Source organism: Kitasatospora sp. MAA19, assembly GCF_029894125.1.
Taxonomy (GTDB): Bacteria; Actinomycetota; Actinomycetes; order Streptomycetales; family Streptomycetaceae; genus Kitasatospora.
Genome location: NZ_JARXYZ010000009.1, coordinates 35,035 through 59,308, shown reverse-complemented (window position 1 = coordinate 59,308; position 24,274 = coordinate 35,035). Strand labels below are relative to the sequence as shown.

At 73.5% G+C, this 24,274-nt stretch carries 24 protein-coding genes; 14 read left to right on the top strand and 10 right to left on the bottom strand.

What is annotated here, in order from left to right; genetic code table 11:
• Window positions 1-156 precede the first annotated feature (156 nt).
• Together P3T27_RS16280 and P3T27_RS16275 are read left to right on the top strand one after the other, a co-directional pair.
• Window positions 157-762, top strand: a complete 606-nt coding sequence (locus tag P3T27_RS16280) for a helix-turn-helix domain-containing protein (RefSeq protein WP_280678954.1) — start codon at window positions 157-159, stop codon at window positions 760-762.
• On the top strand, window positions 759-2,072 hold the full coding sequence (locus P3T27_RS16275) for an MFS transporter (RefSeq protein WP_280678952.1): 1,314 nt from the start codon (window positions 759-761) through the stop codon (window positions 2,070-2,072). The genes P3T27_RS16280 and P3T27_RS16275 overlap by 4 nt, the downstream gene beginning before the upstream one ends.
• A gap of 195 nt (window positions 2,073-2,267) precedes the next feature.
• Here the strand turns inward: P3T27_RS16275 and P3T27_RS16270 are convergent, their stop codons facing one another.
• From P3T27_RS16270 to P3T27_RS16250, 5 genes are all read right to left on the bottom strand, one after another.
• Window positions 2,268-2,684, bottom strand: coding sequence for a hypothetical protein (locus P3T27_RS16270; RefSeq protein WP_280678950.1), 417 nt, complete (start codon window positions 2,682-2,684; stop codon window positions 2,268-2,270).
• 186 nt (window positions 2,685-2,870) lie between these two features.
• Window positions 2,871-3,272 carry a hypothetical protein gene (locus tag P3T27_RS16265; RefSeq protein WP_280678948.1) on the bottom strand — a complete coding sequence of 134 codons (402 nt, stop codon included), beginning with the start codon at window positions 3,270-3,272 and terminating at the stop codon, window positions 2,871-2,873.
• A 113-nt stretch (window positions 3,273-3,385) separates the two neighbouring features.
• Window positions 3,386-3,964: a DUF6817 domain-containing protein gene (locus P3T27_RS16260; RefSeq protein WP_280678946.1), complete on the bottom strand. Its 579-nt coding sequence runs from the start codon at window positions 3,962-3,964 to the stop codon at window positions 3,386-3,388.
• A 40-nt stretch (window positions 3,965-4,004) separates the two neighbouring features.
• The gene (locus P3T27_RS16255; protein WP_280678944.1) at window positions 4,005-4,907 is read right to left on the bottom strand and encodes a 2-dehydropantoate 2-reductase; all 903 of its coding nucleotides are present in this window, start codon (window positions 4,905-4,907) and stop codon (window positions 4,005-4,007) included.
• Window positions 4,904-5,518 carry a hypothetical protein gene (locus P3T27_RS16250; RefSeq protein ID WP_280678942.1) on the bottom strand — a complete coding sequence of 205 codons (615 nt, stop codon included), beginning with the start codon at window positions 5,516-5,518 and terminating at the stop codon, window positions 4,904-4,906. The genes P3T27_RS16255 and P3T27_RS16250 overlap by 4 nt, the downstream gene beginning before the upstream one ends.
• A gap of 377 nt (window positions 5,519-5,895) precedes the next feature.
• Between P3T27_RS16250 and P3T27_RS16245 the strand changes: the two genes are divergently transcribed.
• The 3 genes from P3T27_RS16245 (at window position 5,896) to P3T27_RS16235 (ending at window position 9,557) form a co-directional block, all read left to right on the top strand.
• A complete protein-coding gene (locus P3T27_RS16245; protein ID WP_280679291.1) occupies window positions 5,896-6,669 on the top strand; it encodes an ABC transporter ATP-binding protein in 774 nt (257 codons plus the stop codon).
• Complete coding sequence (locus tag P3T27_RS16240) at window positions 6,666-8,054, top strand: FtsX-like permease family protein (RefSeq protein ID WP_280678940.1); 1,389 nt, start codon at window positions 6,666-6,668, stop codon at window positions 8,052-8,054. The genes P3T27_RS16245 and P3T27_RS16240 overlap by 4 nt, the downstream gene beginning before the upstream one ends.
• A 171-nt stretch (window positions 8,055-8,225) precedes the next feature.
• Window positions 8,226-9,557 (top strand): sensor domain-containing protein, encoded by a 1,332-nt coding sequence (locus P3T27_RS16235; protein WP_280678938.1) that lies wholly within the window; start codon window positions 8,226-8,228, stop codon window positions 9,555-9,557.
• Between the two features lie 127 nt (window positions 9,558-9,684).
• Here P3T27_RS16235 and P3T27_RS16230 read toward each other — a convergent pair whose 3' ends face one another.
• Entirely contained in the window at window positions 9,685-10,350 is a 666-nt protein-coding gene (locus tag P3T27_RS16230; RefSeq protein WP_280678936.1) for a response regulator transcription factor, read from the bottom strand.
• On the opposite strand from P3T27_RS16230, the gene P3T27_RS16225 reads away from it, so the two are divergent.
• Together P3T27_RS16225 and P3T27_RS16220 are read left to right on the top strand one after the other, a co-directional pair.
• On the top strand, window positions 10,336-10,494 hold the full coding sequence (locus P3T27_RS16225) for a hypothetical protein (protein WP_280678934.1): 159 nt from the start codon (window positions 10,336-10,338) through the stop codon (window positions 10,492-10,494). The two genes, P3T27_RS16230 and P3T27_RS16225, sit on opposite strands and share 15 nt — an antisense overlap.
• Window positions 10,495-10,592: 98 nt before the next feature.
• Window positions 10,593-12,032 (top strand): MFS transporter, encoded by a 1,440-nt coding sequence (locus tag P3T27_RS16220; protein ID WP_280679289.1) that lies wholly within the window; start codon window positions 10,593-10,595, stop codon window positions 12,030-12,032.
• Window positions 12,033-12,046: 14 nt separating this feature from the next.
• On the opposite strand, the gene P3T27_RS16215 is transcribed toward P3T27_RS16220, so the two are convergent.
• Both P3T27_RS16215 and P3T27_RS16210 read right to left on the bottom strand, forming a co-directional pair.
• Complete coding sequence (locus P3T27_RS16215) at window positions 12,047-12,592, bottom strand: DUF5959 family protein (protein WP_280678932.1); 546 nt, start codon at window positions 12,590-12,592, stop codon at window positions 12,047-12,049.
• Between the two features lie 166 nt (window positions 12,593-12,758).
• A complete protein-coding gene (locus P3T27_RS16210; RefSeq protein WP_280678930.1) occupies window positions 12,759-13,769 on the bottom strand; it encodes a ScbA/BarX family gamma-butyrolactone biosynthesis protein in 1,011 nt (336 codons plus the stop codon).
• Between the two features lie 460 nt (window positions 13,770-14,229).
• Here P3T27_RS16210 and P3T27_RS16205 point away from each other — a divergent pair, with 460 nt between their 5' ends.
• On the top strand, window positions 14,230-14,883 hold the full coding sequence (locus tag P3T27_RS16205) for a ScbR family autoregulator-binding transcription factor (protein ID WP_280678928.1): 654 nt from the start codon (window positions 14,230-14,232) through the stop codon (window positions 14,881-14,883).
• A gap of 277 nt (window positions 14,884-15,160) precedes the next feature.
• Window positions 15,161-16,015 (top strand): AfsR/SARP family transcriptional regulator, encoded by an 855-nt coding sequence (locus P3T27_RS16200; protein WP_280678926.1) that lies wholly within the window; start codon window positions 15,161-15,163, stop codon window positions 16,013-16,015.
• A gap of 41 nt (window positions 16,016-16,056) precedes the next feature.
• On the opposite strand, the gene P3T27_RS16195 is transcribed toward P3T27_RS16200, so the two are convergent.
• Entirely contained in the window at window positions 16,057-16,818 is a 762-nt protein-coding gene (locus P3T27_RS16195) for a TioE family transcriptional regulator (protein ID WP_280678924.1), read from the bottom strand.
• 92 nt (window positions 16,819-16,910) lie between these two features.
• Here P3T27_RS16195 and P3T27_RS16190 point away from each other — a divergent pair, with 92 nt between their 5' ends.
• Window positions 16,911-18,059: an erythromycin esterase family protein gene (locus tag P3T27_RS16190; RefSeq protein WP_280678922.1), complete on the top strand. Its 1,149-nt coding sequence runs from the start codon at window positions 16,911-16,913 to the stop codon at window positions 18,057-18,059.
• Between the two features lie 67 nt (window positions 18,060-18,126).
• Here the strand turns inward: P3T27_RS16190 and P3T27_RS16185 are convergent, their stop codons facing one another.
• On the bottom strand, window positions 18,127-19,083 hold the full coding sequence (locus P3T27_RS16185; RefSeq protein ID WP_280678920.1) for a LysR family transcriptional regulator: 957 nt from the start codon (window positions 19,081-19,083) through the stop codon (window positions 18,127-18,129).
• Between the two features lie 71 nt (window positions 19,084-19,154).
• Here P3T27_RS16185 and P3T27_RS16180 point away from each other — a divergent pair, with 71 nt between their 5' ends.
• The 4 genes from P3T27_RS16180 to P3T27_RS16165 all read left to right on the top strand — a co-directional run bounded on the left by P3T27_RS16180 (window position 19,155) and on the right by P3T27_RS16165 (window position 24,232).
• Window positions 19,155-19,808, top strand: a complete 654-nt coding sequence (locus tag P3T27_RS16180) for a maleylpyruvate isomerase family mycothiol-dependent enzyme (RefSeq protein WP_280678918.1) — start codon at window positions 19,155-19,157, stop codon at window positions 19,806-19,808.
• 151 nt (window positions 19,809-19,959) lie between these two features.
• Window positions 19,960-21,048, top strand: coding sequence for a PP2C family protein-serine/threonine phosphatase (locus P3T27_RS16175; protein WP_280678916.1), 1,089 nt, complete (start codon window positions 19,960-19,962; stop codon window positions 21,046-21,048).
• Between the two features lie 490 nt (window positions 21,049-21,538).
• Window positions 21,539-22,831 (top strand): MFS transporter, encoded by a 1,293-nt coding sequence (locus P3T27_RS16170; protein WP_280678914.1) that lies wholly within the window; start codon window positions 21,539-21,541, stop codon window positions 22,829-22,831.
• Window positions 22,832-22,906: 75 nt separating this feature from the next.
• Complete coding sequence (locus P3T27_RS16165; protein WP_280678912.1) at window positions 22,907-24,232, top strand: non-ribosomal peptide synthetase; 1,326 nt, start codon at window positions 22,907-22,909, stop codon at window positions 24,230-24,232.
• The last annotated feature ends 42 nt before the right edge of the window (window positions 24,233-24,274 follow it).

Below are 24,274 nucleotides of genomic sequence, written 5' to 3'. Positions count from 1 at the left end.
CCCAGTTCAGGCACCATGCAAACGGCAAAGATCAAATGAGACGGGACATCGATTGTCCCGTCTCACCCACCGAGCCGACAGCGAGGCCACGCACTGGCAGAGCCTTCTCTGCAGAGACCCCTATGCAGAGGAGACTCTGCATCTTACGCTGTTGGCATGTCCGACGAACCCGAACGCACATCACAGCCCGCCAAGCCCACCCGGCGCCTCGATGCGCGCAGCCTGCGGGGGCTGGCCCATCCGCTGCGGATGAACATCTTTGAACTGCTCAGTCTGGACGGCCCTGCAACCGCCACCAGGCTCGCCGAACGCCTCGGGGAGAACACCGGCACCATCAGTTGGCACTTACGCCACCTCGCCGAGCACGGCTTCATCGTGGAGGAAACCGGACGGGGCACGAAACGCGAGCGCTGGTGGAGAAGGGTCGACGTCTCGAATGAGCTGAACACTGCCGATTTCCGCGACGATCCCGACACCCGGGGCGCGCTGTCGGTCTATTTGCACGAACTGCTGCAGCAGTACTTCAGCCGGGTCGTGAACTACATCAGCGAGGACTGGGACGACAGGTGGCGGAGCGCCGGCACCGTCTCGGACTGGAGTGACCTGCGGATGACCCCGAAGCAGCTGGAGGCGCTCAACGCGGAGCTGATGGCTGTCATCGCCCGCCATACCCCTGCTCCGGACGCAGAGCCCGCCCCGGACGCGCTTCCTGTCGTCGTGCAGCTCCAGTCCTTCCCCCGCAAGGAGCGTGGCTCCGCATGAGCTACGGCATACGCGGTGGCCTCCTGCGTCGCCACCGCGACTTCCGCCTGCTGTGGTGCGGCGAGACCGCCGGCAAGTTCGGCGCGTCCGTCACCGGGGTGGCGATGCCACTGGTCGCCGTCTCCATCCTGCACGTCAGTACGTTCGAGGTCGGCCTGCTGAGCGCCGCCGCCTGGGCCCCTTGGCTGATCATCGGTCTCCCGGTCGGTGTCTGGGTGGACCGGCTGCGACGCAGACCGATCATGCTGGCCGCCGCCGCGGTCTCCGTCGTACTCTTCGCCAGCGTCCCGGTCACCGCATGGTCCGGCCAGCTGAGTATCGGACTACTGCTGGCCGTCGCCCTGCTGACAGGCACGGCAGCGGTGTTCTTCCAAACCGCCTACAGCGCCTATCTCCCCAGCATTCTGGAACCCGATGACCAGCCCGAAGGCAACGCCAAACTGCACGGCAGCGCATCCGCCGCGCAGATTGCCGGGCTCGGCTCCGGTGGCCTGATCGCACAGTTGGCAGGTGCGGTGAACGGGATGTTCGCCAACGCCGCGACATTCCTCGTCTCCCTCCTGTGCCTCGCAGGCATCCGGCACCGCGAGCCACGCATCACCAGAACCGAACATCGCCCCACTTCACTGATCAGTGAAGTCCGCGAAGGCCTGCGGCTGATCGCCGTCGACCCCTGGTTTCGCACGTTCACACTCTTCGGGGCCGCCTCCAACCTGGCTCTTATGGGATACCAGTCAATCCAGGTGGACTTTCTGGTCCGGAGCGTCGGCCTGACCCCGGGGACGGTCGGCGTACTGATCGCGGCGACCAGTGCCGGAGGCGTAGCTGGGGCATTCGCCGCACGCCGGGTTGCTCACCGGATCGGCACGGCCCGCGCGATACTGCTGTTCGAACTGGGCCTTCCCGTGCTCGGTCTGCTCATCCCGCTGACCGTCGGCGGAGCCGGGATCCTGCTCTTTGTGACAGGTGGCTTCAGCGTCTCCGCGGGCGTCGTCGCTGGCAACATCATCAAGGCGAGCTTCCAGCAACGTTACTGCCCGCCGGATCTCCTCGGTCGCCTCACCGCAAGCACCGCATTTCTCAGCTACGGAACGATCCCCATCGGAGCACTGCTCGGCGGCGCACTCGGAACCGCACTCAGCCTCCGCAGTGCCATGGCCATCATGACAGCGGGGGTCCCACTCGCCGCACTGATCCTGCTCTTCTCCCCGATCCGGCGATGCCGGGACCTGCCGACGTCCCGCCCGGCAACGAGCAATTCCAAACTTCCGCTGGATTCTGATGACGAGCCGGCCCTACCTCGTCATTGATCACGATCGCACCGGGCAATTCCCTCTCGGAGCCGCCCGCGACTTGATGGCGACAGAAGGTTCTGGCGCTCAGTCGGCTCCTGACCCGGTCAGCCACGCGGGACTGTACAACTACTCAGGTTGAACTCGCGATGTCGGTCTTCCAGTCGCAGTGAAGGTTGAGCAGTCTCACCGAAGAATGGTGACACGCTTCACCTACGTTGAATGCCGAGACTGGCACTGGCCGGGCGGAGCAACTGCCCGGTGTCGGTCGCTTGTCGCACCATCCTGACGGTACGCCAGGATGGCGGCATGGCAGATGAAACGATCACCCCAGGCGGCGAAGTTGGCGACCAGGGCGGCGGACGTGGCGGCGGGCTCGCCGTTCAGGATCTCACCCTCGGCGAGGGTGGCGAACCAGGCGCCCACCGGGTGGTCGGCGCAGCGGGTGGCGAGCAGCAGCAGGCTGCGCCGGTCGGAGGTGATGATCCGTCGTTGCTGGGCGGCGAGTTCGGCCAGGGCCGAGCGCGGGGCCGTGCCGTCGGCGAGCGCGATGAGGAGTGCGGGGGCGGCGTCCCCGGGCGTCAACTCGGCGCGGAGCTCGCGGATCTGGTCGAGGATCGGGTGGTTCACCGGTGCCTCCGTGGTGCGGTTCGGTCCCGGTGCCATTCCTACCGTCCGGCGGGGCCCGGGCGGTGGGCGACGGGCCGGGACACGCCCTGGGCGGCTTCCGGCCCCGCGGGTGCGGAGCCGGAAGCCGGTGGTGCGGTCGGTGGATCAGGGCCAGGATCGGGTTCGGGATCAGGGCCAGGACCGGGGTCAGGATCCGGCGCAGGCCTTGGTCACGTCGCCGGCGGCATCGGTGATCGCACCGATGTCCGGCAGCTTGCCCTTGGAGACGTTGTCCTGGGCGTTGGTAACGGCTTTGTTCAGCTTGTCGGTGGCCTTGTCGATCTTGTCTCCGCTGTTGTTGTCGCGGAGCTTCTTGATGTCGTCACCGACCTTCTTCAGCGCGTCGGCGGTGTGCTTGCGACGCTCCTGGTCGGTGAGCTGGCCGACGTTGATGGCCGATCCGGCAAGGTCCTGGACGTCGCCGGCGATGCTGACGGCCCGGTTCCCGCAGTCGAGCGCCTGGTCGACGTCCTTGCACGCGCTGAGCAACGGGGCGGTGGCGAGCAGCGCGAGTGCGGCGGCGGCCAATCGGTACGGTTTCTTTGTCATGTCTGTATCCCTCCCGCCGGCAACAACGCCCGATCGCCCGCCGGTGGTTCCGTCCGGCCGGGTGAATCATGGGTGAACCTTTACTATCGGCCAGGAGGGAAGTTGACGGAGGATCACATTCCGGTGGCGTCGGGTCCGATCTGCCGTACGCAGTACGCCCAGGCCGGGGCGGGCAGCAAGTCCCTGGTCCGGGCGAACAGTTCGTACAGGCCAGGGCCGTACCGGGTGGCCAGCCCGGCGTTGTGCGCGAGGACGTCGAGCTCGTTGGCGGCGGTCAGGGCGAGGAAGGCGCGCAGGTCCTCCTCCGGCGGGGTGTGGTCCGATCCGGTGAACCGGTCGTGGAACAGCGGCCGTTCGTCCCGGCCGAGGCGCGGGTAGACAGCGGCCCGCCCGCAGCTCGCGTACAGGTAGACCAGCGACTCGGCGCGTGGGCCGATGAGTTCGACCAGGGCGTCCCGATCGCCGAGTCCGAGCAGGGCGCCGTCGAATCCGTCCGTCCCGTAGGCGGCGTGGCAGAACCCGGCGGCCTGGACGGCGGATTCGGTGCCCCACTGGGCCAGCAGGGCGGCGACCCGGGCCAGGTGCGCCAGCAACGTGCCACCCGGATGCGGGATCCGGTCGGCCTCGTGTGCGCGCAGGAAGTCCTCGACGTGGCTCCATGCGGGAGCGTTGCGGTGGGTGGCTGACGTCACGTCACGAGTTCTACCCGTGACGTGAACGCCGCCGCAAGCACTACTGCTTGGCCGGTTCGGACAGCTCGCGCACCAGTCGGGCCAGGGCCGGGGTGTCGATCCCGTGCGCGGCGGCGGCCCGCAGGACGGCGCCGCCGATGGCGTCCAGCTCGGTCGGGCGGCCCGCCTCCACGTCGCGCTGCATCGAGGACTTCATCGACCCGGGCAGCCGGTCGAAGACGGTGAGCAGGGCCGGTGCGTCCGCCGGGGCACCGGCCGCGCCGGAGACGGTCGCGATCTCGTCGAGCACGGTGAGCAGTTCGGGCCGGTGCGCGGTGCGGACGACGCCGATCTCGCTGCGGTACCGGGTGGTCAGCAGCGCGAACGGGGCGAGGAAGGAGAGCTTGCTCCAGAGCATCGCCGTTTCGTCCTCGCGCAGTTCGACGGTGAGCCCGGTGCGCCGCAGCCGATCGGCCAAGTCCGCCACCGGCCCGGCGAGTTCGAGCACGACGAAGGGGCTCGTGTGCTCGATCCGCCCGGGAGCGGTCCGGGTGGCCTCGACCCGGATCGTGCCGGCCGCGACCTGCCCGGTCGGGTAGCGCTCGCGCAGCGCCGCGACGTGGTCGAGCCCGTTGAGCAGCGGCACCACGACGGCGGCGCCGAGGACCTGCGGCGGCAGCCGGTCGAGGGCGTCGGCCAGCGCGGTCTCCTTCACGGTCACGAACACGGCGTCGACCGGCTCGCGCAGTTCGGTGGCGGCCTCGACCCGGGCGGTGAACTCGCCGAACTGCCCGCTGCGGACGTGCAGTCCGTCCCGGTTGAGGACGGCGGCGGTGTCCTCGCCGGCCAGGCAGATCACCCGGTGCCCGGCACGCGCGAGCAGGCCGGCGAGCAGGCCGCCGACGCCGCCCGGTCCGAGGACGGCGATGGTCAGGGGGGTGGTGCTGATCGGGGTGGTGGTCATGTCGACTCCTGGGGGTGGGGTGGGCGCGGGGTGGCGGATTCGGGGGCGGAGAGGGAGACGAGGCCGAAGGTGAACGGGAGTTCGTGGCGCGGCTTTCGCCCGCCTGCCGGGGGCCGAGGGGCGGGGGCGTCCCGGCTGAGGTGCAGCGTGCCGTACCGGACGCGGCCGTGGGTGGGGTCGGGCACGGGCAGGCCCCCGGCGCGCAGCGCCTCGACCACCTCGTGGGCGGGCCGGCCGAAGACGTCGACGCCGTGGAGGCCGACCGGGCAGGCGGCCTCGCCCGCCACCGGGCGGCGGGAGACGAAGACGCTCCGAAGGCGTTCGCCCTCGCCCGAACAGAGGGTGATGCCCACCCCGGGGAGGGCGAAGTGCAGGGCCCAGGTCGAGCCGCAGACGAAGGTGGGATGCACGCCGCCGGGGATCGTTGTTCCGTGCGGGTTCGGTGTGCCGCTGAGGACTGCTGCGTCAGCCGGGACCGGTGTGCCGTCCGGGAGGGCCTCGCCGTGCGGGGACAGCAGTCGGAGGGCGGATGCCTCGGTGAGGCCGAAGCGCAGCTCGGGCAGCGGCGCCGGCAGGCGGACGCCGCGGCCGGGCAGCAGGTCGATGGTCACCCGGTCATGATCCCCCGTCGGCCGGACGGTTCGCGCATACCCGGCAGGTGAGGGCGAGGAGACGCTTCGCGGCGACGGAGGGGGAGCGGGCGGGGCGCTGCTCGCCGAGTCGACGACCTGGCCGCCGAAGACGCGCTCACCGACCGGGAATCCGGCCTCCACGCGCTCTGGTGCCGCCCGGATCGCTCTCGCTGCGCCATTCCCGGTCGCGCACTACATCGCCGTTCACGGGGCATGCGGCTCCGTGCCGTCGCTCAGGTGGTTCTGGGACGGGACTCAGGGCGAGCTGGGGGGTTCGGTTTTCCGAACCTCGAATCGGGGGGCCAGCACAATCGATCGTGCGGCTTCGCATGCCCAGGATGGAGGGCATGAACGGGATGACGACAGCCGCCGTGGCGGCGGCGGACGACGGGGTGGCGGGTGCGGCGCTGGCCGGGGACGGGCTGCACCGGGAGTACGGGCGGGGCGGGGCTGCCGTCCGGGCGTTGCGTGGGGTGTCGGTGGCCTTCGCGCCGGGGACGTTCACGGCGGTGATGGGCCCCTCCGGCTCCGGCAAGACGACGCTGCTGCACTGCCTCGCCGGGATGGACCGTCCCACCCGGGGCACCGTGCGGTGGGGTGGGACGGAGGTGTCCCGGTTGCCCGAGCGGCGGCTCGCGGAGCTGCGCCGCACCCGGGTGGGGTTCGTGTTCCAGGCGTTCAACCTGATGCCCGCGATGACCGTCGCGCAGAACGTCGAACTGCCCGGACGGCTCGCGGGCGCGCGACCGGAGCGGGCTCAGGTGCTGGCGGCGCTCGCCCGGGTCGGACTGTCCGGGCGTGAGCGGCACCGGCCCGGGCAGTTGTCCGGCGGTCAGCAGCAGCGGGTGGCGATCGCCCGGGCGTTGGTCGCGCGGCCGGACGTGGTGTTCGCGGACGAGCCGACCGGCGCGCTCGACCGGGCGACCGGGCACGACATCCTCGATCTGCTGCGCGCGGGCGTGGACCTGGACGGGCGGACGTGCGTGATGGTCACCCACGACCCGGTGGCCGCCGGCTACGCGGACCGCGTGCTGCTGCTGGCCGACGGGCTGCTGGTGGACGAACTCGTCCGACCGACCGCCGCGCAGGTCGGCGAGCGGCTGAGTCGGCTGGGCGGGGGTGCACGATGAGCCCCGTCCTCTCCCTGGCCGCCGGGCAGATCCGGCGCCGACCGGCCGCCTTCGCCGGGCTGGCGGTGGCACTCTTCCTGGCGGTGGCGACCGTGACGCTGTTCGGCTCGCTGGTCGCCGCCCAGGTCACGGCCCCCGCCGCGGTGGCCCGCCGGGCGGTGGCCGGGCCGGGCCTGTTGCTGATCGCGGGGGCGTTCGGCGAGATCGCCGTCCTGGTCGCGCTGTTCGTCGTGGTGAACGCGCTGGGGTTCACGCTGCGCCAGCAGCACCGCGACCTCGCCCTGTTGCGGACGGTCGCGGCGACACCCCGTCAGGTGCGGCGGCTGGTGCGCGCCCAGGTCGCGGTGACCGTCCTGCTGGCAGCCGTGCCCGGCTGGGCGGCCGGCGCCCTCGCCGCCGGGGGCTTCCTCGCCGCGCTCCAACGGCGCGGGTTGGCCGCACCCGGGCTGCGGATCCCCGGAACACCGGGGCCGATGCTGGTCGCGCTGGTGGTGGCGCTGCTGGTCGGTCTGGTCGCCACCGCTCTCGCCGCGCGGCGGATCACCCGGCTCAGCCCGGCGGCCGCACTGACCGCCGACACCTCCGGCCGGCGGCGGACGGGCGTGCTGCGGCTGCTGGCCGGGGTGGCCGTGCTGGCGGGCGGGGTGCTGCTGCTGCGGCTCGCCGCCACCCGGACGGCCGACGAACTGGACAAGGCGGGGCAGGCGACGATGCTCGGCTCGCTGGTCCTGCTGATCGCCCTGGCCCTGCTCGGGCCGTTCGCCGCGCGGGTCGTGGCCGCCGTGCTCGGCGCGCCGGTGCGGGCGCTGGCCCCCGGCGTGGGCTGGCTCGCCGACGCCAACCTGCGCGGCTATGCGGCCCGGCTCTCCTCGGCCGTGGTGCCGATCGCGCTGCTGGTCGGATTGTCGGGCACCATGTTGATCATGACGAGCACCGCCGAGCACGTGGTCCGCGCGACCGGTGCCGCGACCAGCGTCACGAAGGCGACGGACGTCTGGCTGCGCGAGGCGGAGCTGGGGATGCTGGTCTGCTTCGCCGCCGTCTCCACCGTCAACACCCTGGTCGCCCTGACGGCCGACCGGCGCCGCGAGTTCGCGTTGCTGCGGCTGGTCGGCGCTACCGGGCGGCAGCTGCTACGGATGCTGTCGGTCGAGGCGGCCCTCACCACGGCGGTCGGCGTGCTGCTGGGCGCGGCGGTCGCGGCGGTCGCCTCGGGGGCGTTCGCCCGGGCGGTGACCGGGTCGGTGGTGCCGGTGGTGCCGGGTGGGGCGTGCGCCTGGGTGCTGGCGGGTGCGGCGGCGTTGACGGTACCGGGGATCCTGGGCACCGGGCTACGGGCGATCCGCGGGCCCGCGGTCGAGGCGGTGGGCGGTGAGCGGGGATGACAGGTGAGGACAGGGAGGGACGGGGAGGGGCGGGGAGGGACGGGGAGGGGCGGGGATCAGCACAGGCCTTCGCCGGGTTCGGCGGGCCCCGAGCGACGACGTCCGCGAGGTGGTCGTGTGGTCGCGCGGTCGGGACAGCGGGTGAGGACGAGCGGAGGCAGGAGGTGGACGATGGCTGAGTGGCGGCGGTACCGGTCCGTGCGCGGTGGCGAGTTGGCCTTCGCGTTGCTCGGGCTGCCGCTCGGCGTGCTCGGCGGGGTCTACGCCGTGGCCGTCCTCTACGCGGGGGCGCTGCTGTCGCTCACCGTGCTCGGGCTGCCGTTCGTGGTGGCCGCCCTGGCCGGGGCGCGCGGGCTGGGCGGGCTGCACCGGCGGCTGGTCCGGCGGCTGCTCGGCGAGCTGGTGCCGGCCCCTGGGGTGCTGCCCCGGCCGTCCGGGGTGATCGCCCGGGGCCGGGCGGTGCTCACCGATCCGGTGGCCTGGCGGGCGCTGCTCTACCTGCTCCTGCGGCTGCCGCTCGGGGTGTTCGGCTTCCTGGCGGCGGTCGGACTGCCGCTCAGCTGCGCCTGGCTGGCGGGCTTCGCCCTGTGGGTGCGGCTGTTGGAACCCGGCCCGAGGCCGGTGGGCTGGCTGGACGTGTTCTCGGTGCCGGCCGGGCTCGCGGTACTGGCCGCCGTGCCGGCGGCCCTGCGGGTGGTGAGCGCGGCCAACCGGGGCCTCGCCCGGCTGCTGCTCGGCCCCGTGCGTTCGCAGCAGCGGGTGCGTGAGCTGGAGAGTGCCCGAGCCACCCTGCTGGTCGAGAACACCGACCGGTTGCGCCGCCTCGAACGCGATCTGCACGACGGCACCCAGGCACAACTGGTCGCGCTCGCCATCACCCTCTCGCTGGCCGACGACGCCCTCGGTGAGCCTCCGACAGGGCCGCTCGGGCCGGGCGACGCCGCGGACGTGGGGCGGCTGCGCACCCTGGTGGAGCGGGCCCGCCGGCAGACCGACGACACCATCGCGGGCGTGCGGCGGCTCGCCCGGGGCATCCACCCGGTGGCGTTGGACGGCGGCCTTGCCCAGGCGCTGCCCGGGCTCACCGCCACCTCGCCGGTACCGGTCACGGTGCGGTTGGACCTGCGGGAGCGGGCGGACGAGGCGATCGAGCAGGCCGTCTACTTCTGCGCCGCCGAGTTGCTGACCAACGTCGCCAAGCACAGCGGCGCTTCGTCGGCGGAGCTGACGGCGAGCGCGGCCGACGGACGGGTACGGCTGACGGTGAGCGACGACGGCCGCGGCGGCGCAGCGGTGGCCGCGGGTTCCGGCACCCGCGTCGGCAGTGGCACCGGCACCGGCGTCGGCAGTGGCACCCGCGTCGGCAGTGGCACCCGCGTCGGCAGTGGCACCGGCCTGTCTGGCCTGGCTGATCGGCTCGCGGCGGTGGACGGGGTGCTGTGGGTGGACAGCCCGGCAGGAGGGCCGACGACGGTCACCGCCGAACTTCCGAGTCGCCTGTGACGGGCGGCCACGGAACGGAGGCGCCCGGCACGGCCGACCGCAACCGGTCGCTGCCGCCGGCACCGCCGTCAGCGCTGACAGTGCTGTCGCCGCCGCCACTGTCGCCACCGCCGCCGGTAAGGGCGGTTCAGGCGCCGTTCTCGGCGAGGTAGGCGAGGACGGCCTTGACCCGTCGGTTGTCGGCCTCGGTGGCCGGCAGGTCGAACTTGGTGAAGACGGCGGCCACGTGCTTCTCCACCGCCCGCTCCGAGACCACGAGAAGCCCGGCGATCGAGCGGTTGGAGTGGCCCTGCGCCATCAGCTCCAGCACCGTCCGCTCGCGCGGCGTGAGCACGTCCACCCGGCTGCGCCGGCCGCCGTGCAGCAGGCCGTTGACGATCTCCGGGTCGAGCGCCGTGCCGCCGTCGGCTACCCGGTGCAGGGCGTCCACGAACTCCGAGGTGCGGGCGACGCGCTCCTTGAGCAGGTAGCCGATCCCGGCGGCGCCGCTGGCGAGCAGCCGGGCCGCCCAGGCGGTTTCGACGTGCTGGGAGAAGACCAGGATGCCGACCTCGGGTGCGACGGCGCGGATCTCGACGGCGGCGCGGATGCCCTCGTCGGTGTGGCTGGGCGGCATCCGGATGTCGACGATCGCCACGTCGGGCCGGTGCTCGGCGACGGCGGCGACCAGTTCGGGTGCCGTCCCGGCGGTGGCGACCACCGTGCAACCGCGTGCCGTGAGGAGTTCGACCATGCCGTCCCGGAGGATCACCGAGTCCTCGGCGAGGACGACACGGAGTTGCTTGTCGATCATGTCGCCATTATCGGGGGCCGCCGGGCCGCGCTGGAAGCCCGGAATATACAGCTGGCCCGGGCCCTGCAGGAGCACGTCACCGAGGCCGAGCGCTCCACCGTCCTGGCGGCGCTGGCCCTGATCGACCGGCTGAACCGGCGATGACCGGCCCGGCCGCCCCGCTCGCCCCGCTCGCCCGGATCCGCTCGCGGCGCCGTCAGGGGCCCCCGGCGGGGGAGTTCGACCGTCGGCTGCTCGCCCCGATGGTGCTCGGCTCGGTCCTCAACCCGGTCAACTCGTCGATGATCGCGGTGGCGCTGGTGCCGGTCGGCGCCGCCTTCGGCGCTCCGCCCGCCGAGACCGCCTGGCTGGTCTCCGCGCTCTACCTGGCCACCGCCGTCGGCCAGCCGGTGATCGGGCGGCTGGTGGACAGCTACGGTCCGCGCCGGCTCTACCTCATCGGGACGGCGGTGGTGGGCCTCGCCGGGCTGCTCGGCGTGCTGGCCCCGTCGCTCGGGCTGCTGGTCGCCGCCCGGGTACTGCTGGGGCTGGGCACCTCGGCCGCCTATCCCGCCGCGATGCACCTGACGCGCAGCAAGGCCGAGCGGACCGGGCGGGAGAGCCCCACCGGAGTACTGACCGTCCTCGCCGTCGCCAGCCAGACGGTCGCCGTGATCGGCCCCACCCTCGGCGGCGTCCTGATCGGCGTGGGCGGCTGGCGGGCCGTCTTCGCCGTCAACGTCCCGCTCTCGCTGGCCTGCCTGGTCCTGGGGGCGATCCGCCTGCCGGCCGCCGTCCGCCGGGGCCGGAGGGATGAGCGGGATTTACGAGATCTACGAGATCTACGGGACCAGCCGGATCTGACGGGCCGACCGGGGACATCGGGCCGACCGGAGATATCGGGCCGACCGGAGATATCGAACAAGCCGGACCGGCTCGACTACGGCGGGATCGCCCTGTTCGCGGCCATGCTGTTGGCGCTGATGCTGTTCCTGATGAAGCCCCGGCCGGCCGCGTGGTGTCTGCCCGTCCTCGCCGTCGCGGCGGCCGTCGCCTTCGCCGTGCGGGAGTCGCGGGCCCGAAACCCGTTCATCGACCTGCGGGCGCTCGCCGGGAACCGCCCGCTGATCGCCACCTATCTGCGCCAACTCCTCGGCTGCACCGCCACCTACGCCTTCCTCTACGGCTTCACCCAGTGGCTGGAGGAGGGGCGGGGCCTGACCGCCGCCACCACCGGACTGGCCATGCTGCCGCTGTCGCTGACCGCGCTGACCGTCTCCGCCGTCACTGGTCGGCGTCCGGCCGTCCGGGGCAAGCTGCTGGCCGGTGCCGCCGTGCAACTCATCGCCTGTGTCGCCTTGTTGGCATCGGAAGCGCGTAGCGGAGCCGGGCTGCTGATCGCCGTCGGCGTGCTGGCGGGCGTCCCGCAGGGGCTGATCGGACTCGCCAACCAGACCGCGCTCTACCATCAGGCCGATCCGGCCGCGATCGCCGCGGCGGCCGGGTTGCTGCGCACCTTCATGTACCTCGGCGCGATGGCGGCCTCGGCCGCGAACGCCGCCTTCTTCGCCCATGGCGCGACCACCGGCGGGCTGCACCACCTCGCCTGGTTCATGCTCGGCGGTGCCGCCGTGCTTCTCCTCCTCGCCGCTGCCGACCGCTCGCTGGGCCGGGTGCCGGACCCTGTACCGGAAAGGTCGTGATCAGCCGTCAGCCGTCAGCCGTCAGCCGTCGGTGTCCTGCTGTCCTGCTGTCCGCGCCAGGCGTGGACGCCGGGGGCCACCTCGACCACCTCGGACGGATAGGCGTCCCGGACGCGCTTGAGCAGGGCGCGCTGCTCGTCCGGCCAGCCGGACGCGGGGGACAGGACGACCCGGAGGGTGACACCGGACTCCTCGGCGTCGGAGACGGTCACCCAGACCCCGCCGGGCCGCCCGGGCTCGATCCGCAGCTCCGGGCCGTGCTCCTCATCCAGCCAGCGCACCGCCTCGTGTCGGTCCAGCCGGTCCAAGGCCACTTCCCAACGCCGTAGTTGACGCTCCGTCACCAGTGCGACGAAGTGCCCACGGACCCCGTCGGCGGTGACGGTGATCTCGCAGTCCAGCCAGTCGTGGCCGAGCAGGGAGCCCGGCGCGTGTCGGCCCAGCACCCGCACCCGTACGCTCCGGCCGCCGGTGCGCCCCTCGTGGCCGGGGGCGTCGTCGGTGCCGGGACGGTCCGTCAGTCTGATCAACTCGTTCTGGTGCGAAGCGACTTCACGCACTGTGTACTCCCCGTTACAGCGAATCCAAGGGCTGACATCCTCGCGCAGGTGTTCGTCCGGTGCCAGTCCGTGGGAAGTGTTCGTCCGCGACGTGCCGACGGCCCGTCCGACCGGGGCGGTCGGACGGGCTGGGTGGGGAGGTCGGTGCTTCGGCGGGCGGTGCCGGTCAGCGCTGGTCGGCGTGGCCGGTCAGGACGGTGGTGAAGATCGGCTCGCCGTTCTGGTGCCCGGTGACGGTGGTGATGAGGGCGTCCGGGTCCTCGCCGGGGGTGTGGCGTGCGGTGATCGTGGTGGGGACGTGGTGCTCGGCGTACCGGTGGTAGGTGGTCGCGGCGCAGGCCGGGCTGACGGTGACCGGTGAGGTGAGCGCGTTGGTGGCCTGGCGGGCGGCCTCCAGCAGGACCATGCCGGGGATGTGGTCGTTGGCGTGGTCGAAGAGGATCGGGTGCCAGAGGTCGGGTGTGAGGTGCCAGGTCCCGGGCGCCTCGGCCGGAGTCAGGACGACGTCGCACGGGCGGATCCGGCCGACGCGGGCCGGGGACAGCGGCTCGCTGGAAACGGCGGGCGCCGGCGTCGGGTCGGCTTCGCGGCGCGCACCGCGCAGCCGCCGGTAGGTCGAGTCCGGCACGGTGGTGAACCGGGCGTGGCCGGTGGCCGCGAGGTGAGGGCCGCGTCGTACGACGGTGCTGAGGGTGAAGTCGATCGTGGTGCCGGTGCGGCGTGGCTGTGGGACGAGTCTGGCCTCGATGCTGAGGTCGGTGGGCGTCGCGCCGATGAGCAGGTGGCGGGGGTGGGTGGTGTAGTCGAGGTTCCACATCATGAACTTGTGGTCGAGCGGGACGCCGAACCGGGTGTGGGCGAGGTAGAGCCCGGCTTGGCGGATCGTTTCAGCGGCCTGGATCGGGTCGTGCCGGGTGCCGTCCGGGGTGCTGAAGAAGGTGTGGGCCCGCGGCCACTGCGCGCTGACGGAGAAGGTGGTCTCGTTCAGCTGCTCGCTGCCGGTGAGGAAGACCTCGGCGTGGCAGGCCCGGTGGACGTACTCCTTGGCAACGGTGCTGGTCAGGCGCGGTATCGGGCCGGTCGGCAGGTCCGGTCCGGCGGCGAGGCCGGGGGTGTCGCCGTGGCTCGCGCCGGTGGCACGGGAGATGGCGGGGGCACGGTAGGCAAGCAGAGTCATGGGAGCGCTCCGGGAGGCCGTGACGGGCGGGGTGGGCTGCTCAGGGCTCGTAAGATACGTACCTTCCGGTTTGCTTTTCAAGGAGCCTGAGTGAAGGTTCGTTGGCGGCCGAGTGTGTTCGCATGGTCGCTCCGGGTGTCGAACGGTGGGCGGTCGGGCGGCCTGGATGCGGATGGATGTGCTCTGGCCTGCGATGACTCCCTCGCGGGTGGGGTGACAGGTGCATTATCACGGCATGGCGATTCCATGGGGATGCGGCGGGAAGTGGTGAGCCGGATTCCGCCTCTGTCTGTTTCGGTAGGGGTGCAGGTCGCCTTCCCGACCCCTACCGTCCACGTGGTTTTCCCGGACTCGAAGGCGGGTGCATGCGACCTGGGGAGGAGGGATCGCCGGTTGACCGGCGGGTAAGATACAGGGTGTTTGGTTTTGTTTGCCGAGCGTTTCGGGTGGGGTGGTTGCGGTGGTGCGACAGGAGCGGGCGATCCGAACGCGTCGGCTGATCCTGGAGGCGGCGGCGTCGGTCTTCGACGAGTACGGGTACGAGGGGGCGACGATCGGTGAGGTGGTCGCCCGTGCGGGCGTGACCCGGGGAGCGGTGTACTTCCACTTCGCGTCGAAGCGGGAGCTCGCGCAGGGCGTCGTGGAGGAGCAGTTCGGCCAGGACGAACTCCCCGAACGGCAGTGCAAGCTCCAGGAGTTCGTCGACCTGGGGATGGTCGTCGCCCATCTCATGCCGCGTGACCCGCTGCTGAGTGCGGGCGCGCGGCTCTCGCTCGGCCAGGACGTGTTCGGCGACCTCGGCGGCGGCGCCGCGCCCGGGTGGATCCGCCGGGCGGAGACCTTGTTGGCGGCGGCCGGTGAGCGGGGCGAGCTGCTGCCGCACGTGGTGCCGGCCGAGACGGCGTGGCTGGTGACGGGCGCCTGGACGGGCGTGCAGATCCAGTCCCAGAAGATGTCCGGCCGGGCGGACCTGGAGCGCCGGGTGGCCGTGCTGTACCAGCATCTGATGCCGAGCATCGCGGTGCCCGGGGTGCTGGCCACGCTCGACCTGGGCCCGGACCGCGGTGGGCGGGTGGTGGCCGAGCTGGCGGCGGCCGGCGCCGACGGCGGCTGAGCCGTTCGCGACGTCGACGGCGACAGCGACGGTGGGGCGTGGACGGTGGGGCGCGGGCGTGGACGGCCGGCGTTCGCGATGGCGCGCACGTCGGCTGGTCGCCGCGCTCCGACGGCCGATCCTCCGTTCAAAAACAAACAGTGCGTTCGGTTTTGTATTGACAAACCGTCCGTCCTGTTTTTGGATGTGCACCGGGTGCTAGGCCGTGCGGCAGCTGTAGCGCTGGCCGGCCGGTGGCCGTCGGGGTCGCCGATCCGTCTGGATTGGGGTGGACGTCATGGAGATCCGGGTGTTGGGGGCCTTGGGGGTCCAGGTGTGCGGGGCGTCGGTGGTGCCGTCGGCGCCGAAGCCGCGGCAGGTGCTCGCGCTGCTGGCCCTGCGGGCCGACCAGGTCGTCCCGGCGGGCGTCCTCGCCGATGAGCTGTGGTCCGGCCATCCGCCGCGCAGCGCGCGTACCACCGTGCAGACGTACGTGCTCCAGCTGCGCGACATGATCGACCGGGCGCTCGGCCGCCGCGACGCCGCCGGGGAAGCCTGCGGCGCCAAGGACGTGTTGGTGACCTCGGCCGGCGGCTACCTGCTCAACAGCGGCGCCGGACTGGTCGACCTCCAGGAGTTCGACCGCCTCGCCGGCCTGGGCTACCGGGCCATGGACGGCGGTGACTTTCCGCTCGCCGCCCGCCAGTTGGGCGAGGCGCTCGGCCTGTGGCGCGGACCGGCCTTCGCCGACGTCCCGCTCGGCGGACAACTCGCCATCGAGGCCAAGCGGTTGGAGGAGACCCGGCTCTGCGCCCTGGACCAGCGGATCGAGGCGGACCTACGGCTCGGCCGCCACCGTGTGCTGCTCGCCGAACTCACCGTCCTGGTCGACCGCTACCGCACCCACGAGAGCCTGCACGGCCAGTACATGATCGCCCTGCACCGCTCCGGCCGACGAGGCGAGGCCCTGGAGGCCTACCAGCGCCTGCGCAACACCCTGGTACGGGAGCTGGGCATGGAACCCTCGGCCGGGCTGCGCCGGCTGCAGCGCTCCATCCTGCTCGCCAACCCCGACCGCCCCGAGTCCGACCGCGCCGCCGGTCCCGCCGACCCGACCCCGCCCCGGACCACCCGGCTCACCCGCGTCGGCTGAGCGCACCGGGGCGGGGGGCGGCCGTAGGTGTCAACTCGCCTTCATGGCAGGTGTGTTGGACGATGAACGGGATGGCCGAGCAGGCTCAGGTAGTGCCCGAGCCGGGCGGACGCGTCGAGCATGGCCAGGCCCTGCGCGGTGAGCCTGCGCTGCCAGCCGGCCAGGGCGCCGGCCAGGGAGTCGGTGCCGCCGGCCGTCCGGACCTGTCGGACCACCGTGGCGATGTGCTCCAGCGGGTAGCCGCCACGTCGTAGCAGGTGGGCGAGTTCGGCGTCACGGATGTCGTCGGCGCCGAAGACGCGGTGTCCGGTGGCCGGGTCCCGGGCGGGGGTGAGGATGCCGGCGGCCTCCCAGTTGCGCAGGGTCGCCGGGGTGACCAGGAGTCGGTGGGCGAGTTCGCCGATGCTCCGGACGCCCGGGACCGCCGCCGGGCCCCGCGCCGTGTCGGGCCCGGCCGAGTCAGGGCGGGCCGCGTCGGATCGCGTCGTCAGGTGGTCCACGGCCGTGCGCACCGCGTCGAGGGTCTCCCGGTCGCGGAGCAGCCGGCCGTGGCCGCGGTCGATGACCGTCAGGGCGTCGTCCAGCCCGCCCCGGTGGAGCGCGGTCATGATCCGGCCGCCGGTCGCGTGGCCGTACGCCGCGACGAGGGAGAGGTAGGCGTCGAGGGCGGCCGCGTGCACCTCGGTGTAGATCCGGTAGCCGCTGGCCGTGCGCTCGGCGGGCGGGAGGAACCCGTCCCGCTCGTAGTTGCGGACGGCCTGGGTGGAGATGCCGTGCCCGCGGGCGAGGTCGGACGGTCGCATGTGACTCTCACCGGTTTGAGGCTTCGGCGGGTGATTGAGCGGCTGGAGCCGGAAAAGTCTCAACCGTTCTCTCAAGGATACGCTTGAGGGTCATGAGCCAGGACATTCGAGACCTCGTCCCCGCGTCGTGCGCCCTGCTGGCACTCGGCGAACCCACCCACCAGGAACCGGCGTTCGCGCTGATCCGCAATGAACTGTTCGCCCACCTCGTCGACCGGGGCTTCCGGTCGATCGCCGTCGAGACCGACCGGGTGGCGGCCCTCACCGTGAACGACTTCGTCCAGGAGGGGGTGGGGGCCCTCGACACGGCGATGAGCGAGGGCTTCTCCCACGGCTTCGGAGAGCTGGACGCCAACCGGCGCCTGGTCGCCTGGATGCGCGAGTACAACCGGAACCGGCCGCCGCAGGAGCGCCTGGCCTTCCACGGCTTCGACACCCAGACGGAGAACACCAGCGCACCCAGCCCCCGGCGCTACCTCGAACACGCCCGCGACTACCTCGGAGTGGACCTCGACCTCGCCGGCCTCGCGGGCGAGGACCAGCGCTGGAGCCGCCCCGAGGCGGTCCTCGACCCGGAGACGTCGCCCGGCGCCACCGCCGAGGCCGAGCAGCTGCGGGTGATCGCCGACGACCTGCTCACCCTGTTGTACGCGCGGGCCCCGGAACTGGTCGCGGCGACCTCGCGCGCCGAGTGGCTCAGGGCCAGGACCCATCTCACCGCCGGCCGCGGCCTGCTGCGCTACCACCGGCAGTCGGCGCGGCGGCTGGAGCCGGGCGCCGCCCGGATGTCCGGCCTGCTCGGCATCCGGGACGTGTTGATGGCCCAGAACCTCCTCGACATCCGGCGCGACGAGGCCCGCCGGGGCGCAACCGTGGTCTTCGCCCACAACGTCCACCTGCAACGGAACCCGAGCGCCATACGGGTGGCGGACATGGACCTGACCTGGAACGGCGCCGGCGCCATCCTGCACTCCCTGGACGAGCCGTACACCTTCGTCCCCGGCAGCCTGGGCCGCAGCGAGGCCATCGGGCTCCAGGCGCCCGAGCCGGACACCTACGAGGGCGCGCTCCAGCGCCGGGCCGCCACCTGGGGCCTGGTCGAGCCCGGCGCGGTCGCCGGTGGCCGGACGCGCACCGACACCACGCCGGAGCAGGGCTACTTCCCGCTCGACCGGGCGGTCCTCGACGGGGCCGACGCGATCCTGCACATCGGCGACGGCGCCGCGGCCGCCACGTCCTGACCGGAAGCCGCCACGCCCTGACCGGGGGCCGGGGCGGGCCCCCGGTCCGGCCGCCGGTCCGGCCGCGTCAGGCGCCGGCCCGCGGGCCCGGGTAGGTCGTGCGCAGGTGGCCCAGCAGCGCGGCGGTGGGTGGCGCCGTGGGGCGACCGGCCGGCCAGGCCAGCGCGATCCGCACCAGCGGCACGGGGTCGATGAGCGGCCGGGTCCGCAGCCCGGGAACGGGTGCCGGATCCGGCAGCACGGCCACGCCCAGTCCGTGCGCGGCCAGATCGGCCAGCTGCGGTGGTGCGGCCGCCTCGACCGCGACCGTGGAGCGTGCCCCGGCTTCGGCCAGGGCGCGCTCCAGCGCCGTCCGCAGGCCGGTGCCGCGCGGGGTGCTCACCAGGGCGTGCCCGGCCAGCGCGGCGACCGGCAGGGCGCCGTCCGGGCCGTCGGCCAGCGGGTGGTGCTCGGCGAAGGCGGCGAACAGCGGCGCCTCCAACACGGTGTGGACGGCGAGCCCGGCCAGCGTCTGCCAGCCGTCGTCGCCGTCGCGGCCGCTCGCGGCGGTGGGCAGGCCGAGCACGGCGAGGTCCAACCGCCCCTCGCGCAGGTCGCCGAGCATCCGCCCGGTGGTGCTCTCGGCCAGCGAGAGGCTGATGCCCGGGTGGGCGCTGCGGAACGCGGCGAGCGTGGTGGCGAGCCCGGGGAGGTCGTCCACCCCGGTCGGCGGGGCCAGTGCCGCCCCGGCGACCAGCCCGAGCCGGACGTGCCCGCGCCGCAGCCCGTCGAAGTCCTGCGCCGTCTGCCGCGCCGCCGCTGCGGAGGCGAGCGCCGCCTGCGCGTGCGGGAGGACCGCCTCGCCGACCCGGGTGAGCCGGACGCCGCGCCCGGAGCGGTCCAGCAGCCGGTGGCCCAACTCCTTCTCCAGCTGCCGGATCTGTGCGCTGACCCCGGGCTGGGTGAGGTGCAGCAGCTCGGCGGCCCGGGTGAAGCTGCCGTGCTGGGCCACAGTGACGAGGTACTGGAGCTGCCGGAGTTCCATAACTCCTGATCATAGGTGGCAGAACTTCCTGGTCTTGGACGGGCGGACGGCCCCGGCCGCAGGCTGGAGGCATGGAAACCGTGCAGCATGACCAGGCCGTCGACTGGATCCGGGAGCAGATCGCGGCCGAACGCCGGGAACTCGCCGAGGTGTTCACCGCGCTCACCCCGGATCAGTGGAACGCGCCGTCGCTGTGCTTCGGCTGGCGGGTCCGGGAGGTCGCCGCCCACATGAGCACCGGCTTCCGGTACTCCACCGCCCGCACACTCGCGGACCTCCTGCGGGCCGGCGGCTCCCTCCACCGGATGACCGACCGGGTGGCCCGCCGCGACGCCGCCGCCTTGACCGACGGCCAACTCGCGGCCGCCCTCGCCGACCACGCCGAACACCCCTGGCGCCCGCCGGTCGGCGGCCGGATCGCCGCGCTCGGCCACGATGTCGTCCACGGCCTCGACATCACCGTCGCGCTCGGCCTGCCGTCGCGCCTGCCGCAGCCCCGGGTCACCGCCCTGCTCGCCACGGTCTCCCGCCGGAGCCTGCGCTTCTTCGGCGCCCGGCTCGACGGTGTCCGGCTGCGGGCCACCGACACCGGCTGGTCCCACGGCGGGGGCCCGGCGCTGGTCGAGGGCCGCGCCGAACACCTCCTGCTGCTCACCTACGGCCGCCACCTGCCGTCCGGCCTGCTGACCGGCCCGGGCGCGGGGCGGTTCACCCTGGACGCGTAGCGGCCGGGCGGTCCGCCCGGGGCGGTGTCCGCAGTCCGTACGGCGGACTCCGTCGGGCGCGCGCGGGGCCGGGCGGGGGTGACTAGGATCGGAATAACTCCTTCCGGATTGGTGGCGAGACGGGAGGCCGAGACGGGAGGCAAGGTCTCCGATGGCCCCGAGGTCCGCGCAGTGGCCGCTGTACGTGCGGCTCATGCCCTGGTTGCTGATCGTCGGCGGACTCGTGTGGAACTCGTTCGAGCCGGACAACTACTGGGGTGATCCGCTGCTCGCGGCGGCCGCCGTGCTGTCCGGCGCGCTGCTGACGCTGCGGTACACCCTCATGGTGGGCGTGGCCAGTGTGGCCGGCATCCTGGTGCTGGCCGTGCGGGACGGCAGCATCGGCACCCAGGACGGCTACCTGGAGCTGGTGAACACGGTCTTCGCCGCACTGCTCGGGGTCTGGGTCAACCGGGTCGTCGACCGCCACGGGCGGCGGCTGGCGCAGGTGCGGTCGGTGGCCGAGGCCGCCCAGCGGGCGGTGCTGCCCCAGCCGCCGCCACGGGTGGGGCGGCTGTCGATCGCGGCCTGCTACCGGGCGGCGCAGACCGAGGCCCTGATCGGCGGCGACGCGTACGCCCTGCAGGCGACCCCGTACGGCGTGCGGGTGCTGATCGCGGACGTGCGGGGCAAGGGGTTGCAGGCGGTGGGCGTGGTGTCGGTGCTGCTCGGCGCCTTCCGGGAGGACGCGCACCGCGCGCCGGACCTCGTGGCGCTGGCCGACGGGCTGGAGCGGGCGGTCGTCCGGGAGCGCGCGCAGATGACCGGGGAGGCCCGGCTGGAGGGGTTCATCACCGCGCTGCTGGTCGAGTTCCCGCCGGGCGAGGACGTCGTGCGCACGCTCGACTGCGGGCACCCGGGGCCGTACCTGCTGGGCGGCCCGGACGCGGTCCGGCGGCTGGACGCCGTCGATCCGGGGCTGCCGCTCGGGCTGGGCGCGCTGGGCGGGGCGCGGTCGGAGCCGGAGAGCCGGCCGTTCCCACCGGGGTGCACGCTGCTGCTGGTGACCGACGGGGTGACCGAGGCCCGGGATGCGGCCGGGGAGTTCTACGATCCGCTGCTCGGTCTCGGCCCGCTCGGCCCGTTCGACGGTCCGGAGGCGGTCGTCGACGCGCTGGTGACGGACGTGGAGCGGTGGGCGGGCGGGCCACGGGACGACGACATGGCGGTGCTGGCGGTGACCTGCCGGGAGGCGGCCTGAGCGGGGACGACCTGGCCGGCGCGTCTCGGCCGAGCCGTTCAGGGCGGTGGCGTGCGGCGGTGCGGCGGGCCGGACTGCGGCTCGCCCCGCGCTGTGGTGCCCGGGTTTTGCCGTCGGCGCTGCGGAGGGCATTGTTCGACGGGAGCCGTCGATGTGCCTGATATCACGATCAGGTGACGGATGGTCAATGTGTTGCATGATCAAGCCAAGTTGAGTTATGGCGTCCGGTGGCCGGAATGCTGATGTCCGAATAGCGGACGGCGAATTGGACGAGCGGCGCCCGCGGCGGCCCGCGCGGCCGTGCTGCCGGTGCGGCGCTGGTGCGGTGCTGGTGAGCGGGCTGTGCGGGCGTCCCGGCAGGTCCGCGGGCGGTCGTCAGGGAATCGTCAGGACTGCCCGGGGGAGTGGCGTGATCCGGCCGACCCGTGGTTCGTCCGGAAACGGACGCGATGGTTGCCCGGTAGTGGAGAGGTGACCGAGAGTCGCACTGATGAACGAGACGCCTAGTCCCAGCCGAAACCGCCTGCTCGGCCACCGCGACTTCCGACTCCTGCTCTCCGGGGCCGCGACGGCCCAGACCGGCAGTCAGGTCACCCTGGTCGCCCTGCCGTTGGTGGCGGTGGTGGTGCTCGACGCCACGCCCTTCGAGGTCGGCCTGCTGACCGCCGCCGAGACCGCCGCGTTCCTGCTGGTCGGCCTGCCGGCCGGCGCGTGGCTGGACCGGATGCGCAAGCTCCCGGTCCTGATCCGCGCCGACGTGGTGCGCTGCCTCGCCGTCGGCTCGATCCCGCCGGCCGCCGCGTTCGGCGTGCTGACCATGGCCCAGCTCTACCTGGTGGCGCTGGTCACCGGGGTGGCGACGGTCTTCTTCGACGTGGCCCACCAGTCCTTCCTGCCGTCCGTCCTGCCGCGCGAGCAACTGGTCGGCGGCAACGGGGCGATCGAGACGGTCCGCTCCTCGGCACAGATCGTCGGGCCGGGGCTCGGCGGCGGCCTGGTCCAGCTGCTCGGCGCGCCGCTCGCCATCGTGGCCGACGCCTGCGGCTACCTCGCCTCCGCACTGCTGCTCGTCCGGATCCGGGTCGAGGAGCCCAGGCCGGAGCCGGAGCCGGGGCGCTCGCTGCGCGCCGAGGTCGCCGAGGGCGTCCGCTTCGTGCTCGGGCACCCGCTGCTGCGGGCGATCGCCACCGCCACCGCGGTGTCCAACCTGTTCGCCGCCGTGCTGGCGGCCGTGCAGACGGTGTTCTGGGTGCGGGTGCTCCACCTGGCACCGGGCGCGATCGGCCTGCTGCTCTCGGCCTCCGCCGTCGGCGGCCTGGCCGGGGCGCTGTGTGCGGGGCGGCTCGCGGCCCGGTTCGGCCAGGCCCGGTTGATCTGGCTCGCCACCGTGGTGACGGCGCCGTTCGCGGTGCTGTGGCCGCTGTCGGGCCGCGGCGCGGGCGTGGTGCTGTTCGGGATCGCCTCGGCGGTGGTGCTGTTCGGCGCGGTGGCCTACAACGTCGCCCAGGTGAGCTTCCGGCAGAGCCTCTGCCCGCCGGAGCTGCTCGGCCGGATGAACGCCACCATGCGTTTCCTGGTCTGGGGCACGCTGCCGCTCGGCGCGCTGGCCGGCGGCGCCGTCGCCGACGCGGCCGGGCCGCGCGCCGCGCTGTGGCTGTGTGCGGCGGGCTTCCTGCTCGTCCCGGTGCCGCTGCTGCTGTCGCCGCTGCGCCGGCTGCGGGACCTCCCGACCGACACCGCCGCCACGGCCGAGGAGGAGCCCGCCGCGAGCCCCGCCGCATGACGTCCGACGCCTGACGCCTGACGCCTGACGCCTGATGCCTGAACCGAACCGAGACCGGAAACCGGAGATCGTTCCGTGCACGCCAGCATCACCGCCGCCTACCTCGCCCGGTACCGCTCCGCCGCCGCCGACTCCCCGGTGGAACTGCTCCCGCTGACCGGCGCCCAACGCCGGTTCCTGATCACCCGCAGGCTCGCGGCACAGGGGCGCCCCGACGTCGTCCCGCTGTTCCTCGCCTACCCGCGCGGCACCATCGACCTGCCCCGGCTGGGCCGCGCCGCCACCGCGACGGCCGTCCGGCACCCGGCACTGTGCGGCGGCTTCACGACCGTCCGCGGTACGCCCGTCCTGCGGGTCGGCGCCCCCTCGACCGAGGCCGCGCAGGTCGCCGTCGCCCCCGGTGGCACCGCCCGCTCGGCCCTGCGCGAGGCGCTGCTGGACTGGCCCGCGGACGGGCCGACGCTGCGCCTGCTGGTGGCCCGGGAACCGGACGGCGAGGAGGAACTGCTCGCCCTCGCGGTGGACCACGCGGCCTGCGACGAGCAGTCGCTCGGCATCCTGACGGCCGAACTCACCGACGCCTACGCGCGGGACGAGGCCGCCGCGCCCGGTTCCCGTGGTGCCGTGTCCGGGGCCGACGGCGCCGCGTCCGGTTCCGCCGCCGCGTCCGCTCCCGACCAGGCTGCCCTGGCGGCCTACCGGGAGGCCATCGACCTGCAACTGGCCGCCGAGAGCGCCGCCGCCGGCCCCGCCGCACACGCCCACTGGGGCCGCCGGCTCGGCGGCATCACCGGGACTGGCGGGGGAGCGACGGAAGCCACCGGCATGCTCAGCCACCGGCTGCCCGCCGCCGAGGGGGCCGCCCGCACCGCCTTCTTCCCCGCCCTGCTGGACGCCACCGCGGCCGCCGCGCACCGGCTGCACCAGACCGACGGGCAGCTCGCGCTCGGGTACCCGTGGGGCGGCCGACCGCCCGGAGCGCCCGCCGCGCTCGGCTGCTTCCTCAACACCCTGGTGCACCCCGCCGCACCCGGCGCGGCCACCGCTCTGGACGACCTCGCCGACGCCTGGTGGAAGGATCTCGACCACGCCGACACGCCGTTCGACGAGGTGGTCCGGGCCGCCCGGACGGCCGGGTCCCCGTGGTCCGGCGCCCTGGACGGCATGCTCACTCTGGAGGACCTGCACCGGCGCCCGCCCCTGGTGCTCGGCGGGGTGCCCGGCCGGGAGACCCACCTGGCGGGGCGGCCGCTCGCCGCGCCGCTCGCGGTCGCCGCCGCGCACGGCGACGACCTGCTGGTCCGCCTCGCCTGGGACCGCGAACGGTTCCCGGAGGCCACCGCCCGGGCCGCCTTCGACGACCTGCTCGCCACGCTGCGCCGCCACCTGCAGCCTGCCTGACCGGCTCCGGACGTCACCGGCCCCGGACCGCACCGGCCCCCG

What these genes read in the sequence shown, in the direction of transcription:
- P3T27_RS16280 (WP_280678954.1), top strand. Translation starts at nt 157, where the DNA reads ATGTCCGACGAACCCGAACGCACATCACAGCCCGCCAAGCCCACCCGG.
- P3T27_RS16275 (WP_280678952.1), top strand. Translation starts at nt 759, where the DNA reads ATGAGCTACGGCATACGCGGTGGCCTCCTGCGTCGCCACCGCGACTTC.
- P3T27_RS16265 (WP_280678948.1), bottom strand. Translation starts at nt 3,272, where the DNA reads ATGACAAAGAAACCGTACCGATTGGCCGCCGCCGCACTCGCGCTGCTC.
- P3T27_RS16255 (WP_280678944.1), bottom strand. Translation starts at nt 4,907, where the DNA reads ATGACCACCACCCCGATCAGCACCACCCCCCTGACCATCGCCGTCCTC.
- P3T27_RS16245 (WP_280679291.1), top strand. Translation starts at nt 5,896, where the DNA reads ATGACGACAGCCGCCGTGGCGGCGGCGGACGACGGGGTGGCGGGTGCG.
- P3T27_RS16240 (WP_280678940.1), top strand. Translation starts at nt 6,666, where the DNA reads ATGAGCCCCGTCCTCTCCCTGGCCGCCGGGCAGATCCGGCGCCGACCG.
- P3T27_RS16235 (WP_280678938.1), top strand. Translation starts at nt 8,226, where the DNA reads ATGGCTGAGTGGCGGCGGTACCGGTCCGTGCGCGGTGGCGAGTTGGCC.
- P3T27_RS16230 (WP_280678936.1), bottom strand. Translation starts at nt 10,350, where the DNA reads ATGATCGACAAGCAACTCCGTGTCGTCCTCGCCGAGGACTCGGTGATC.
- P3T27_RS16220 (WP_280679289.1), top strand. Translation starts at nt 10,593, where the DNA reads ATGGTGCTCGGCTCGGTCCTCAACCCGGTCAACTCGTCGATGATCGCG.
- P3T27_RS16210 (WP_280678930.1), bottom strand. Translation starts at nt 13,769, where the DNA reads ATGACTCTGCTTGCCTACCGTGCCCCCGCCATCTCCCGTGCCACCGGC.
- P3T27_RS16200 (WP_280678926.1), top strand. Translation starts at nt 15,161, where the DNA reads ATGGAGATCCGGGTGTTGGGGGCCTTGGGGGTCCAGGTGTGCGGGGCG.
- P3T27_RS16195 (WP_280678924.1), bottom strand. Translation starts at nt 16,818, where the DNA reads ATGCGACCGTCCGACCTCGCCCGCGGGCACGGCATCTCCACCCAGGCC.
- P3T27_RS16190 (WP_280678922.1), top strand. Translation starts at nt 16,911, where the DNA reads ATGAGCCAGGACATTCGAGACCTCGTCCCCGCGTCGTGCGCCCTGCTG.
- P3T27_RS16185 (WP_280678920.1), bottom strand. Translation starts at nt 19,083, where the DNA reads ATGGAACTCCGGCAGCTCCAGTACCTCGTCACTGTGGCCCAGCACGGC.
- P3T27_RS16180 (WP_280678918.1), top strand. Translation starts at nt 19,155, where the DNA reads ATGGAAACCGTGCAGCATGACCAGGCCGTCGACTGGATCCGGGAGCAG.
- P3T27_RS16175 (WP_280678916.1), top strand. Translation starts at nt 19,960, where the DNA reads ATGGCCCCGAGGTCCGCGCAGTGGCCGCTGTACGTGCGGCTCATGCCC.
- P3T27_RS16170 (WP_280678914.1), top strand. Translation starts at nt 21,539, where the DNA reads ATGAACGAGACGCCTAGTCCCAGCCGAAACCGCCTGCTCGGCCACCGC.